General features: G+C 67.1%; 11 protein-coding genes. 8 read left to right on the forward strand and 3 right to left on the reverse strand.

Annotated elements, in window-relative coordinates; translation table 11 throughout:
- Window positions 1–81: 81 nt before the first annotated feature.
- Together FDW83_RS00865 and FDW83_RS00870 are read right to left on the reverse strand one after the other, a co-directional pair.
- Window positions 82–1611: a DUF349 domain-containing protein gene (locus FDW83_RS00865; protein ID WP_138135735.1), complete on the reverse strand. Its 1530-nt coding sequence runs from the start codon at window positions 1609–1611 to the stop codon at window positions 82–84.
- 67 nt (window positions 1612–1678) lie between these two features.
- A complete protein-coding gene (locus FDW83_RS00870; protein ID WP_138135736.1) occupies window positions 1679–2497 on the reverse strand; it encodes a peptidylprolyl isomerase in 819 nt (272 codons plus the stop codon).
- Between the two features lie 222 nt (window positions 2498–2719).
- Between FDW83_RS00870 and hisS the strand changes: the two genes are divergently transcribed.
- The 3 genes from hisS (at window position 2720) to FDW83_RS00885 (ending at window position 6896) form a co-directional block, all read left to right on the forward strand.
- Entirely contained in the window at window positions 2720–4090 is a 1371-nt protein-coding gene (gene hisS / locus FDW83_RS00875) for a histidine--tRNA ligase (protein WP_138135737.1), read from the forward strand.
- Between the two features lie 121 nt (window positions 4091–4211).
- Entirely contained in the window at window positions 4212–6014 is a 1803-nt protein-coding gene (gene aspS, locus FDW83_RS00880; protein ID WP_138135738.1) for an aspartate--tRNA ligase, read from the forward strand.
- 114 nt (window positions 6015–6128) lie between these two features.
- On the forward strand, window positions 6129–6896 hold the full coding sequence (locus FDW83_RS00885; RefSeq protein ID WP_138136090.1) for a GNAT family N-acetyltransferase: 768 nt from the start codon (window positions 6129–6131) through the stop codon (window positions 6894–6896).
- Window positions 6897–6941: 45 nt separating this feature from the next.
- Here FDW83_RS00885 and FDW83_RS00890 read toward each other — a convergent pair whose 3' ends face one another.
- Window positions 6942–7616, reverse strand: a complete 675-nt coding sequence (locus tag FDW83_RS00890) for an acVLRF1 family peptidyl-tRNA hydrolase (RefSeq protein ID WP_138135739.1) — start codon at window positions 7614–7616, stop codon at window positions 6942–6944.
- A 63-nt stretch (window positions 7617–7679) separates the two neighbouring features.
- Here FDW83_RS00890 and FDW83_RS00895 point away from each other — a divergent pair, with 63 nt between their 5' ends.
- The 5 genes from FDW83_RS00895 to alaS all read left to right on the forward strand — a co-directional run bounded on the left by FDW83_RS00895 (window position 7680) and on the right by alaS (window position 13441).
- The gene (locus tag FDW83_RS00895; protein ID WP_138135740.1) at window positions 7680–9086 is read left to right on the forward strand and encodes a replication-associated recombination protein A; all 1407 of its coding nucleotides are present in this window, start codon (window positions 7680–7682) and stop codon (window positions 9084–9086) included.
- Between the two features lie 171 nt (window positions 9087–9257).
- Window positions 9258–9884 (forward strand): 30S ribosomal protein S4, encoded by a 627-nt coding sequence (rpsD, locus tag FDW83_RS00900; RefSeq protein ID WP_138135741.1) that lies wholly within the window; start codon window positions 9258–9260, stop codon window positions 9882–9884.
- A 144-nt stretch (window positions 9885–10028) separates the two neighbouring features.
- Window positions 10029–10403, forward strand: coding sequence for a DUF948 domain-containing protein (locus tag FDW83_RS00905; protein WP_138135742.1), 375 nt, complete (start codon window positions 10029–10031; stop codon window positions 10401–10403).
- A gap of 19 nt (window positions 10404–10422) precedes the next feature.
- Window positions 10423–10653, forward strand: coding sequence for a DUF6167 family protein (locus FDW83_RS00910; RefSeq protein WP_240720791.1), 231 nt, complete (start codon window positions 10423–10425; stop codon window positions 10651–10653).
- Window positions 10654–10762: 109 nt separating this feature from the next.
- Window positions 10763–13441, forward strand: a complete 2679-nt coding sequence (gene alaS, locus FDW83_RS00915) for an alanine--tRNA ligase (RefSeq protein WP_138135743.1) — start codon at window positions 10763–10765, stop codon at window positions 13439–13441.
- Window positions 13442–13448: the final 7 nt, after the last annotated feature.

A 13448-nucleotide genomic window follows, 5' to 3' on the forward strand; every position in this document is an offset into this window, starting at 1 on the left:
GAAGCCGACAGGCCCGGTTCCGGTATGTGGATAACCGGAACCGGGCCTGATGCGCGGAAGCCTACACTCAGGAAACCGGAATCAGGACAGCTCGCTGGCCGACCGCTGAATTTGGTCAAGCCAGGCCTGGCGGGCTTCGAGGGCTTCCCGGGCCGACTTGATCTTGCGCTGGTCACCGGTCTTTTCCGCCTTGGCGAGATCGTCCTGCAGCCCCGCAATAGCAGATTCAAGCTGGGACAGGGCGCTGTTGGTGCGCGCCTTGCGCTCGGGGTCGGACCGCTGCCACTGCTCTTCCTCGGCCTGCCGGACGGCGTCCTCAACTTTGCGGAGGCCCGCCTCGATCCGGCCCATGTCGCCCCTGGGAACCTTGCCGGCTTCCTCCCAGCGGTCCCGGATGGACTGCAGAGCCTTCTTGGCAGCAGCGAGGTCCTTGACCGGGAGGATGGCGTTCGCCTCAGTCAGCAGTGCTTCCTTGACCGTGAGGTTTGCCGCGTACTCCTGGTCGATCTCGTCGTTGGCAGCCTGCCTGTTGGTAAAGAACACGTCCTGCGCGGCGCGGAAACGGGCCCACAAGGCGTCGTCGTCCTTGCGGCTGGCTCGCGGGGACGCCTTCCACTGGTCCATGAGCCGGCGGTATTCGCCGGCGGCAAAGCCCCAGTCCGTGGAGGTCGACAGGGCTTCGGCCTCGGCGATCAGCTTTTCCTTGGCAGCCTTGGCTGCCGAGTTATTGCTGTCCAGCTGGGAGAAGTAGGCGCGGCGGTGACGGTCGAAAACGGTACGGGCCGCACGGAACCGCTTCCACAGCGCATCCTCGTTGCTCCGGCCCAGCCGGACGCCGCTCTTCTGTGCGGCTTTCCAGCTTTCGAAGAGCTCGTTCATCCGGGCGCTGGAAGTTTTCCACTGCGTCTGTGCCGGGTCCTGGGCGGAAATCTGTTCGGCCTCGGCGACGATGGCCTCACGGGCAGCAAGCTCGGACGCGCGGACGGCTTCGTGCTCGGCTTTTTCGGCCTTTTCGAGGTCCGCAATCTGCGCGGACAACTTGTCCAGCCGGGCTTCGGCGGCGCGAAGATCACCCACCATGTTGCGTTCGGCGAGCTGCTCCCGGAGGTGGTTCGCCGTCTTCTGCATGTCCGTGCTGGGTGCCTTCGAGCTGACGCGCTGCTCAAGCAGCACGATTTGTGCCACGACGTCGTAGTATTTCCGCGCAAAGTAGGCCAGCGCCTCGTCGTTGCTCACGCCGGGGTACTGGCCGACGGGGTGCTCGCCGCCGTCGATTGTGAGGAAAACGTGGCCGTCGCCTTCCACCCGGCCCCACTTGGAGGCTTCTGCAGCCGACGTTGAAGGGGGAGCCTGGACCGGTGCCGGTGCCGGAACGGCTGCGGGCTTGGGGCGTGACGCGAAGGCGGCGGGTGAGGGCGCTGACGGCTTGGGCCCGGGAACCGGGGCGGGTGCAGGTGCGGCGGACGCCGGTGCGTCGATGGACGTTGCTTCCGTTGCGAAAGCTTCCGTTTCCGGTGCGCGGGCTGCCTCAGTCCCTGCCTCTTCGCCGGCGGGCACCGCCGCTTCGGTCAGGTCTGTTGCTGTTTCGTCGGATTTCTGACTGTCTGTCACCGCTAAAAGTCTTTCGCTTGGAGGGAAATACTCACGTAATGCACGCCGGCCGCGACGGCCGGGCTTCCTACTTCAGAGAAAACGAGTCTATCGTGACTGGTTGCGCAGGTGCGCCGTCTGTGTCGCTGCTGCCCGGCGTGATGCCGGCGGCCGCAATGTTGGACACCACGTCCAGCCCGGATGTCACCCGTCCCACCACCGTGTAGCCGCCCGCGCTGTCCGCCGGGATAGTGGTGTCCTTGTAGACGATGAAGAACTGGGTCCCGTTGCCGTAGGCATTGTTGCCCGTCCGGGCCACCGCGATGGTCCCGGCCGGATAGCTGTTGTCCGCCGGTGTGTTCTCGAGCGGTCCCCAGGTGTAGTTGGGGTCGCCCTGGCCGTCGCCGCCTGCCGAGCCGCACTGCAGGACGCCGAAGGCGTCTGCGGTGGTGAGGCGGTGGCAGGTCTTGCCGCTGTAGAAACCCTCGTCGCTGAGGGACTTGAAGACCGCGGCAGCCTGCGGCGCGCTGCTCCCGTCCAGCTCCACGCCCAGCGGGCTGCCGTTCAGGACCAGCTCGCCCGTGAAGGTCTTGCCGGCTGCAGTATCCGCGGCGGGAATGTTCGGTCCGTTGGTGGCTTGGGCGGTAGGGCTTGCGGACGGGTCGGCTGAGGCGGAGGGGCTGGTCAGCCCGGCTTCGGCAGCAGCGAATTCGTCCTCGGTCGGGTTTCCGGCAAAGGCAGTGAGTTGAAGGACGACGGCGAGCACCACGGCGGCGGCACCGGCGCCGGCGGCTACGAGGTTGTCCCGCTTGCGCCGCTTCTCCTGGTCCCGCCGCAGCTCGCGTTTGGCCTCCATCTGCTGGATGCGCCGTTTCGCTTCGCGGGCACTGCGTGAACTGGCCGCCAAGGATCCTCCTCATTGTCGGGCTCCGCGCACCGGGTCTTGCAGCCGGACGCGCAGCGATGTGACGGCCCAGCCCTGCCGCCCGGACGCATTAGAGATGCACACCGATGACGCATAAACTGACTGCCGCACATAGTTTATGCATGACTTGCCGGACCGCCGCGGTTCGGCGCCCGTACGGGCACCCCGCGGCAGGGTTCCGGCGCATTCAGAGGAGAACTTTCCATGGCACGCACCGCCTCCCTGTCCGGATTCCCCGAGTGGCTTCCCGAGGAGCGGCTGGTGGAACTTCATGTCCTGGACACCCTGCGGCGCGTGTTCGAACTGCACGGCTTCGCCTCGATTGAGACCCGTGCCGTGGAAACCGTGGGGCAGCTGCTGCGCAAGGGCGAGATCGACAAGGAAGTGTACGGGCTCAGCCGGCTCCAGGAGGACGAGAGCGACAACCCGGTCAAGGGAGGCAAGGCGGATCCGCACGCCCTGGCCCTGCATTTCGACCTCACGGTTCCTTTCGCCCGCTATGTGGTGGAAAACGCCGGGTACCTGGCGTTCCCGTTCCGGCGCTACCAGATCCAGAAGGTGTGGCGGGGCGAGCGGCCGCAGGAAGGCCGTGCCCGCGAATTCACCCAGGCGGACATCGACGTGGTGGGCGACGGCGAGCTGCCCTTCCGCTACGACGTCGAGATCGCCCTGGTCATTGCCGAGGCGCTGAGCGCGCTGCCGATTCCGGACTTCCGGCTGCGGATCAACAACCGCAAGCTGGCCGAAGGCTTCTACCGCGGCATCGGCCTGGACGATACCGCCGGCGTGCTCCGCAGCATCGACAAACTGGAAAAGATCGGCCCGGACAAGGTGGCCGGACTCCTCAAGTCCGAGCTGGGCGCCACAGACGAGCAGGCGCAGAAAGCCCTGCAGCTGGCCGCGATCCGGACCGAGGACACCTCCTTTGTTGCGCAGGTGCGCGCCCTTGGCGTCAGCGACGACCTCCTGGACGAAGGCCTGGACGAGCTCGGCCAGGTCATCGACGCCGCCGTCCAGCGGGCACCCGGCAAGGTAGTCGCCGACCTCAGCATCGCCCGCGGCCTGGACTATTACACCGGCACAGTGGTGGAGACCGTCCTCGTAGGCCACGAGCAGCTGGGTTCCATTTGTTCCGGCGGCCGGTACGACGCTCTGGCATCCAAGGGCAACCGGAAATTCCCGGGCGTTGGCCTCTCCATCGGCGTCACCCGGCTGGTGTCCCGCATCCTTAGCCAGGACCTGGCCAAGGCCTCACGGTCCGTCCCCACCGCGGTGCTGGTGGCCCTCACCTCCGATGACAGCTGGGGTGCGGCCCAGGACGTTGCAGCCCAACTCAGGAGCCGCGGAATTCCCACGGAAGTGGCCGCAAAGGCGGAGAAGTTTGGCAAGCAAATCAAGTTTGCGGACAAGCGGGGTATCCCGTTCGTCTGGTTCACGGACGACGACGGAACGCACCAGGTCAAGGACATCCGCACGGGGGAGCAGGCAGAGGCCGCCCCGGAAACCTGGATGCCGCCGTCGGAAGACCTCTCGGTCCAGGTGGCGGCGACCGCCCCGGCTCCCGCCGCCGTGTGAGGGCCCCCCGCTTTCCGGAGCGGCCGTGAGGCGGGGGTCCCTGTCCAGCGGGTAAACTCGGACAGGGCCGTTCCTGCAACGATCCCTTTTATATTTCCAGCTGTCTTCAGAAAGGCGTGCTGTGCTGCGCACACATGACCTCGGATCCCTTCGCTCCGAGCACATTGGACAAACCGTAACCCTGGCCGGCTGGGTGGGACGGCGCCGTGACCACGGTGGCGTCGCATTCGTGGACCTGCGTGACGCTTCCGGCGTTGCGCAGGTTGTGGTCCGTGAGGAAGAGGTTTTCCACGGCCTGCGCAACGAGTACGTCCTGCAGGTGACCGGAACGGTCTCCAAGCGCCCGGCGGGCAACGAAAACCCGGCCCTGGCTACCGGCGATATCGAGGTCATGGCGGACAAGGTGGTCATCCTCAACACCTCCGAGCCGCTGCCGTTCCAAATCGACGAGCACGTGGAGGTGGGCGAGGAAGCGCGCCTGAAGCACCGCTACCTGGACCTCCGCCGCCCCGGCCCCAGCCGCAACCTGCGGCTGCGCTCCGAGGCCAACCGGGTGGCCCGCGGGCTGCTCCACCAGGAGGGCTTCGTGGAGGTCGAGACCCCCACGCTGACGCGTTCGACGCCGGAAGGCGCCCGCGACTTCCTGGTTCCGGCACGCCTGGCGCCGGGTTCCTGGTATGCGCTTCCGCAGTCCCCGCAGCTTTTCAAGCAGCTTCTGCAGGTTGGCGGCTTCGAAAAGTACTACCAGATCGCGCGTTGCTACCGGGATGAGGACTTCCGCGCGGACCGCCAGCCGGAATTCACCCAGCTGGACATCGAGGCGAGCTTCGTGGACCAGGACGACATCATCACCCTGGGCGAGAACATTGTGAAGGCAGTGTGGAAGCTCATCGACGTCGAAATCCCGACGCCCATCCAGCGCATCACCTACGCCGACGCTATGGCGCGCTTTGGTTCCGACAAGCCGGACCTGCGTTTCGGCCAGGAGTTGACCGAGCTCACGGAATTCTTCAAGGACACCAACTTCGGTGTCTTCAAGGCACCCTACGTGGGTGCCGTGGTGATGCCGGGCGGGGCTTTCCAGGCCCGCCGCGCCCTCGACGCCTGGCAGGAATGGGCCAAACAGCGTGGCGCCAAGGGTCTGGCCTACGTCCTGTACAAGGAGGACGGCGAGCTTGCCGGGCCGGTGGCCAAGAACCTCACGGACACCGAGCGTGCCGGCCTCGCCGACGCCGTCGGCGCCAAGCCGGGAGACTGCATCTTCTTCGCCGCCGGCGAGAAGACCCCGTCCCGCGCCCTCCTCGGTGCCGCTCGGGTGGAGATCGGCCACCGTACCGGCCTGATCAACCCCAGCGACTGGGCCTTCTGCTGGGTTGTGGACGCCCCCATGTTCGAACCTGCCGCTGCCGCCGTCGCCTCAGGTGACGTTGCAGTGGGCGCCGGCCAGTGGACCGCCGTGCACCACGCCTTCACCTCGCCCAAGCCGGAATTCCTGGACACGTTCGACAAGGACCCCGAGTCCGCGCTGTCCTACGCCTACGACATTGTCTGCAACGGCAACGAAATCGGCGGCGGCTCCATCCGTATCCACCAGCGGGACGTGCAGGAGCGGGTCTTCGAACTGATGGGACTGGACAAGGAGGACGCCCAGACCAAGTTCGGCTTCCTGCTCGAAGGCTTCAAGTACGGCGCGCCCCCGCACGGCGGAATCGCCTTCGGCTGGGACCGTGTGGTGTCCCTGCTGGCCGGCGTGGAGTCCATCCGCGACGTCATCGCCTTCCCCAAGTCCGGCGGCGGCCACGACCCGCTCACGGACGCGCCCGCGCCGATTACTCCGCAGCAGCGCAAGGAAGCCGGCGTGGACTTCAAACCCGAGGCCACCAGGCCTGCAGAGGTCAAGAAGGCCGAAGCAGTCGCGAAATAGCACCGAAGAAGGCTCCCCGGCTTTGGCCGGGGAGCCTTCAGGCTTTAACGAAGGGGACCCGTGGGTGCCGCTGATACAGGCTTTGAACTGTCGCAAGCAGTAATCGAGGAAGTAATGGACGCTGCCTGGCCTGCTCCCGACCGCCAGGCTGTGGACGGCTGGGTCTTCCGAGCCGCGGACGGGGTAACCCAGCGCGCCAACTCCATCTGGCCGCGCCGGGATCCCGAGGGCGCCGCAGGATTTCCGGGGTTGCTCCGCGGGGCCCGTTCCTGGTACCAAAGCCACCGGCTTCCCGTGATTTTCCAAGTGATGGATGGCGCCCGGACTGCGTCCCTCAACGCATTCCTCGACACCGAGGGCTTCACCCGGCAGTCAGAAACCCTGGTCATGACGCGGGGAATTTGGACCGCTGCCGCCTCTGCTTGCGCCCCCGGGCCCGGCTGTTTTGCGGAGCTCTCACCCAGTCCGTCCGCCGAATGGCTCCAGCTGTGGTGGAGCGTGGACGGCCGCGGGGGAGACCCGGCCCTGGCCACTGCACGCGGGATCCTCGAAGCATGCCCGTCCCTCTACGCCCTGGTGCGGGACAGCGCCCGCCGGCCCGCCGCCGTCGGCCGCCTTGCCGTCCCGGACGGAGGCACCGCCAGGTGGGGCGGGATCTACTGCATGCCTACCCGCCCCGATGCCCGGCGCCGTGGTTACGGCAGCAAAGTCCTGCAGGTGCTGCTCGAGGCCGGTGCCGGACAGAAGCTGGACGGTTACTGGCTCCTGGTCACCGCTGCAAACCGCGGAGCACAGCAGCTGTACCTGCAGGCCGGTTTTGCCGAGGCCAGCCGCTACTGCTACCGGCAGGACCCGCCGCGGCGCGCCCTGGCCGGCTGTTGAGCAAGGGACCGGCTGCGGGGCGTACCGTCCCTGGTTTCGACAAGCTCAACCACCGGCAGGGTCCGTCACCTGCACCCGCACTGAACAGGCGTCCGCGGCCGCCTTCCTCAGTACTGCCGCCTTCGGTTCTGCCACGTCCAGGTAGGCCAGGCGCGGCAGCCGGACGTAGGCCTTCAGGGCCGCGTCCGCCAGGACAAGGTCGGCCAGGGTCCGGTCCCCGCCGGGCACCACGTACTCGAATGGTTCGGCTGCGAAGACCGCGGCAGCCTGTAACGCCACCGCCTCCACCAGGGCATCGGCCTGTTGTGGCCGGCGTCGCGCGAACCTCTGCTGTGACTGCCCGCCCGCCGCGGTCCTGCCCTGGACGTAGCGCGTGCCTGCTTTCGAAGCGAGCAGTGTCCCTTCGCTGGCAACGCCGATGCCGTAGCCGCCGCGCCGGACCAGCAGCAGGCCAAGGCGCCGCGGCTGGGACGCCAGTGACGCGAGCCGTTCCAAGGCATCCGTACCGCGGCCGGGCCGTCCGTCAGCCGGCCACGGCGCCTGCAGGAGCGCTTCGGCGCCGTCGCCCGCCACAAGCCGCAACCCGTCGTCGTTATCCCTGAGCACATAACCGCCATGCGCGGCTGCGAAGCGTTCAACCCAGCCTGCCAAGCGGATTCCGGAAACAAATGCCGTCCGCACGGAAGGCTGCCGGTTACCACTGGCTGCTGGTGCGGTCATGGCTGAATCCTCCGGTGGGGCGGGCCGGCAGGAATGCCGATCGACTCAAAGTAGCCTATCTATGTGGATGATCTCTTCGGCTCCGGGCCAGGCAATGACGAGGACGACGACGGCTCCGTCGCCGCTGGCGGCATGCCGCCGCGCAGTACCGCGCCCCGCAGTCCGCTGGCGGTCCGGATGCGGCCCAGGACCCTCGACGACGTGGTGGGGCAGCAGCACCTCCTGGGCCAGGGCTCGCCGCTGCGGCAGCTCGCTGCGGGCGCGGACGCCGCAGGGCCTGCCGGGCCGAGTTCACTGATCCTGTGGGGACCTCCCGGTACGGGCAAGACCACCCTGGCGCACGTGATCGCCAACGGTCCCGGCCGGAAATTCGTGGAGCTTTCAGCCATCACCGCCGGCGTCAAGGATGTCCGCCGCGTGATGGATGATGCCCTTACTGCCCGGGACCTGTACAAAACCACCACGGTCCTGTTCCTCGACGAAATCCACCGCTTCAACAAGGCACAACAGGACGCCCTGCTGCCCGGCGTGGAAAACCGCTGGGTGGTCCTCGTGGCCGCCACCACCGAGAACCCGTCGTTTTCCGTGGTGTCTCCGCTGCTCTCACGGTCCCTGCTGCTGACCCTCAAGCCGCTGACCGATGCCGATATCGAAGGACTCCTGGTCCGGGCCGTCGATGATCCCCGCGGCCTTGACGGCAAGGTGGAACTCGAGGCAACAGCGCTGGCGCACCTGGTGCGGCTGTCCGGCGGCGACGCCCGGCGCGCCCTGACGGCCCTGGAAGCGGCGGCCGGCGTGGCTTTCGGCGACGCCGACGATGCCGACAACGGCCCGGTCAAGGTGGAGCTCCGGCACACCGAACGCGCCCTGGACGTCGCCGCCGTCCGCTACGACCGGGCGGGGGACCAGCACTACGACGTTGCCAGCGCCTTCATCAAATCCATCCGGGGTTCCGACGTTGACGCCGCGCTCCACTATCTGGCCCGGATGCTTGAAGCGGGGGAGGACCCGCGGTTCGTGGCCCGGCGGATCGTGATCTCCGCGGCCGAGGACGTGGGCATGGCGGACCCCACGGCCCTGCAGACGGCCGTGGCCGCAGCCCAGGCCGTCCAGCTGATCGGCATGCCGGAGGGCAGGATCATTCTCGCGGAGGCCGTGGTCCACCTGGCCACCGCCCCCAAGTCGAATGCCGCCTACATGGGCATTAACCAGGCCATCGCCGACGTCCGGGGAGGCATGGGCAACGGAATCCCGGCCCACCTGCGGGACGCGCACTATCCCGGCTCCAAGCAACTGGGCCACGGAGTGGGCTACAAGTACGCCCATGATGCCCCGCATGGAGTGGCAACCCAGCAGTATCCGCCCGACGACCTTGTGGGGCGGGACTACTACCGGCCCACGAGCAACGGCGCTGAACGGGACATCGCTGTCCGGCTGGAGCGGCTGCGGAAGATTGTCCGGGGCAAGTGACCGCCGTGGTAGGATGGATGTTCGTCTGGCAAGGCGCGGACGCATAATCCCCTCGAACTTCCTTCGGGTTGGTTATGCCCTGCGCCCAGTAGCAAAAGGCAGCGGTTGGCCGATGCTCTCCATCGTGGAGGCCAGTAACACTGACACACCGCAGATATTGGAAGGACACAAGTGGCTAACAACACTCGTGCTCGCCGTCAGGCCCGCCTTTCGCGGTCCCTCGGCATCGCCCTGACCCCCAAGGCCGCCAAATACATGGAGCGCCGTCCGTACGGCCCCGGTGAGCATGGCCGCGCCCGCAAGAAGCAGGACTCGGACTACGCGGTGCGTCTGCGCGAAAAGCAGCGCCTGCGCGCCCAGTACGGCATCCGCGAAGCACAGATGACCCGTGCCTTCGAGGAAGCCCGCCGCACCAAGGGCCTGACCGGTGAAAACCTCATCGAACTGCTCGAAATGCGTCTCGACGCCCTGGTCCTGCGCGCCGGCTTCGCCCGCACCATCGCCCAGGCCCGCCAGCTGGTTGTGCACCGCCACATCATGGTTGACGGCATCCGCGTTGACCGCCCGTCGTTCCGCGTCGGCGAAGGCCAGCTGGTCCACGTCCACAGCCGCAGCGAAGCCCTGGTTCCGCTCCAGGTTGCAGCCGCCGGTGCCCACCGCGACGTCCTGCCTGCCGTTCCGGCCTACCTGGACGTCAAGCTCGAGGCTCTGCAGGCCCGACTGGTCCGCCGCCCCAAGCGCTCTGAAATCCCGGTGACCTGCGAAGAGCAGCTCGTCGTCGAATTCTACGCACGCTAATCCCAGCAGCGTATCCAAAGAAGCCCGTGGCAAGCGCCACGGGCTTCTTTGTATGTAAGGTACTTGGGGGACATCTGCGGAACGCGCAACCACTGGCGCGTGCAGGATGGACCGAACCACAGAATTCCAAGGAGATGAACGTCTATGTCTGGTGGCGATATCGCCGGCCTGATCGCTGCCGGGGTGTTTGCGCTCCTGGTGCTGCTGCTCGCCGTGCCCATCCTGAAGCTGGGCAAGGTGTTCGACGAGGTCCGCACGGCCATCAGGTCGATCAGCGACGGCGCCACACCGCTGATGGACGAGGTCACCGCCACGGTGTCCACCACCAACCAGCAGCTGAAGAAGGTGGACGGCATTTCGTCAAACGTCTCCGACGCCTCCGCGAACCTCTCCGCCCTGTCCTCCCTGGTGGCCGCAACGGTCGGCTCGCCGCTCATCAAGGTGGCGGCCTTCAGCTACGGCGTGCGCACCGCGCTGACGAACCGCAAGAAGCCCGCATCCGGCCGCCGCAGCCGCTGAGTTTCGGAAAGAACGAACAATGAAACGACTTGTCTGGATGGGAATCGGCGTAGCCATCGGGATCATCGCCTTCCGCAAGGTCACCGAAGCCCAGTCCAACCTCGGACCGGAAGGCCTGAACCGGGCCGTTGGCCGGCTGGCCGACGGCGTCTACGACTTCGCCGACGCCGTCCGCGATGGCATGCGCGAACGGGAGACGGACCTCCGGTCCGCCCTCGGCGTCGAACCGGAAGAATCGGCGCGCCGCTGACCGCGGGCAGCAGCCTGAACCAAACGCGGCGGGACACTTTCCGGATCCTGCTACCTGAACGAACACATCCGCGCCGGTGCGCGGACCAAGAAGGGTAAGAAAACAGCTCATGAAGTCGCAGGAGATCACAAAGCGCTGGGTGGACTTTTTTGTCAGCAAGGGCCACACCGCGGTTCCCTCCGCATCGCTGGTCTCCAGCGACCCCTCGCTGCTGTTCACGGTGGCCGGCATGGTCCCGTTCATTCCCTACCTCACCGCCCGCGAAGAAGCTCCCTACTTCCGTGCCACCAGCGTGCAGAAGTGCATCCGCACCGGCGACATCGAGGAAGTTGGCAAGACCGCCCGGCACGGCACGTTCTTCCAGATGTGCGGCAACTTCTCCTTCGGCGACTACTTCAAGGAAGACGCCATCAAGTTCGCCTGGGAGCTGCTCACCAGGAGTGTTGAGGACGGCGGCTACGGCCTTGCGCCCGAACTGCTGTGGGTGACGGTCTACGAAGAGGACGACGAAGCCAAGGAACTGTGGCTGAAGAACACCGGCGTCCCCGCGGAGCGGATCCAGAAGATGGGCAAGTCGGACAACTACTGGCACACCGGCCAGCCCGGCCCGGCCGGCCCCTGCTCGGAGATCTACTACGACCGCGGACCCGCCTACGGTGTTGAAGGCGGCCCTATAGCGGACGAGACCCGCTACATCGAAATCTGGAACCTGGTGTTCATGCAGTACCAGATCGACAACGTGCGCTCCAAGGAAGACTTCGATGTGCTCGGCGAGCTGCCCAAGCGCAACATCGATACCGGCCTGGGCATGGAACGCCTCGCCATGATCCTCCAGGGCGTCGAGAACATGTACGAGACGGACCAGGTCCGGCCCGTCATCGACAAGGCCGCCGAGCTGTCCGGCAAGGAATACACGTCCGCCGAGACCGACGACGACCCCCACCACGCAGACGATGTGCGCATGCGCGTGGTGGCCGACCATATCCGGTCGGCGCTGATGCTGATCTCCGACGGCGTCACCCCCTCCAACGAGGGCCGCGGCTACGTCCTTCGCCGCCTCATCCGCCGCGCCGTCCGTTCCATGCGCCTCCTGGGCGTCGAACAGGCCTGCCTGCCGGAACTGCTGCCGGCCTCCCGCGATGCCATGAAGGGCGTCTACCCCGTGGTGGAGACCGACTTCGCCCGCATCAGCCGCATCGCCTACGCCGAGGAAAAGGCCTTCCTGCGGACCATTGCCTCCGGTACCGCCCGCCTCGAGGACGCCGTCCGGGAATCCAAGGCCGCCAACAAGCCGCTTTCCGGTGCCGACGCGTTCACCCTGCACGACACCTACGGCTTCCCGATCGACCTCACCCTGGAGATGGCCGAGGAAGCCGGACTCAAGGTGGACGAGGCAGCCTTCCGCAGCCTGATGCAGGAGCAGCGCCAGCGCGCCCAGGCGGACGCCAAGGGCAAGAAGGGCGGCCACGCCGACCTCACGGTGTTCCAGGAGATCCTGGCGCAGGGCGAGACGGTCTTCACCGGCTACACCGAGCTCGACGGCGAGTCCCGGGTCCGCGGGCTGCTCACCGGCGGCCGTCCGGTACAGCAGGCCTCCACCGGCGACGAGATCGAGCTGGTCCTGGGTGAAACGCCGTTCTACGCCGAAGCGGGCGGCCAGGCCGCGGACACCGGTCTGATCACCGGCGACGGCTTCGTCGTCGAAGTCCTCGACGTGCAGCGCCCGCTCAAGGGCCTGAGCGTGCACAAGGCGATCGTCCGCGAAGGCGAGGTCGGCGCCGGCTCGCTGGTGCGCGCCGCCGTCGACCGTGAACGCCGGCACGCGGCAGAGCAGGCCCACACGGGCACCCACATCGTGCATGCAGCGCTGCACCAGATCCTGGGTCCCGAGGCGACCCAGCGCGGGTCCTTCAACAAGGCCGGATACCTGCGGTTCGACTTCGCCTGGGGCGAAGGCCTGAGTGCCGCCACCCGGTCCGAGATCGAGGAAGTTTCCAACCTCGCCATCCGTAACAACTTCGCTGTGGAAACCAGCGTGATGCCCCTGGCACAGGCCAAGGCGATGGGTGCCATGGCACTCTTCGGCGAAAACTACGGCAGTGAAGTCCGCGTGGTGGAGATCGACGGCGCCTGGTCCCGTGAACTGTGCGGCGGAACGCATGTGGAAAACACCTCCCTGATCGGCAGCCTTTCGCTGCTGGGCGAGCAGTCCGTCGGTTCCGGCAACCGTCGTGTGGAAGCGTTCGTGGGTATGGACGCGTTCCGGCACCTGGCCGCTGAGCGCGCCCTGGTCACGGAACTTACTGAGATGCTCAAGGTTCCGTCCGGCCAGCTGGCGGACCGGATCGCAGCAACCCTCGCCAAGCTGAAGGCCACGGAAAAGGAACTGGACCGCCTGCGCAAGGAGCAGCTTGCAGCAGCTGCGGCCCAGCTGGTCAATACCGCAAGGGACGCCGCGGGCGTCAGCGTGATCGCCCACGACGCCGGCACCGTGAGCGGCGCGGAGGATCTCCGCGGCCTCGCCCTGGACCTGCGCAACCGCATGGGGTCGGCAGCAGCCACCGTGGCCGTGGCCGGTGTGGCCAACGACCGCCCCATCATCCTGGTCGCCACCAACGAAGCGGCGCGCGGCGCCGGGGTCAAGGCCGGTGCCCTGGTCCGCGTCGCCGCCGGCATCCTCGGCGGTGGCGGCGGCGGCAAGGACGACGTCGCGCAGGGCGGCGGAACGGACGCCGGCAAGGTGGGTGCCGCCCTGGCAGCCGTCGTCGACGCCGTCGAACGGCGTTAATCCTGCC

The organism is Pseudarthrobacter sp. NamE2 (genome assembly GCF_005796205.1).
In the GTDB taxonomy this organism is placed as follows: Bacteria; Actinomycetota; Actinomycetes; order Actinomycetales; family Micrococcaceae; genus Arthrobacter.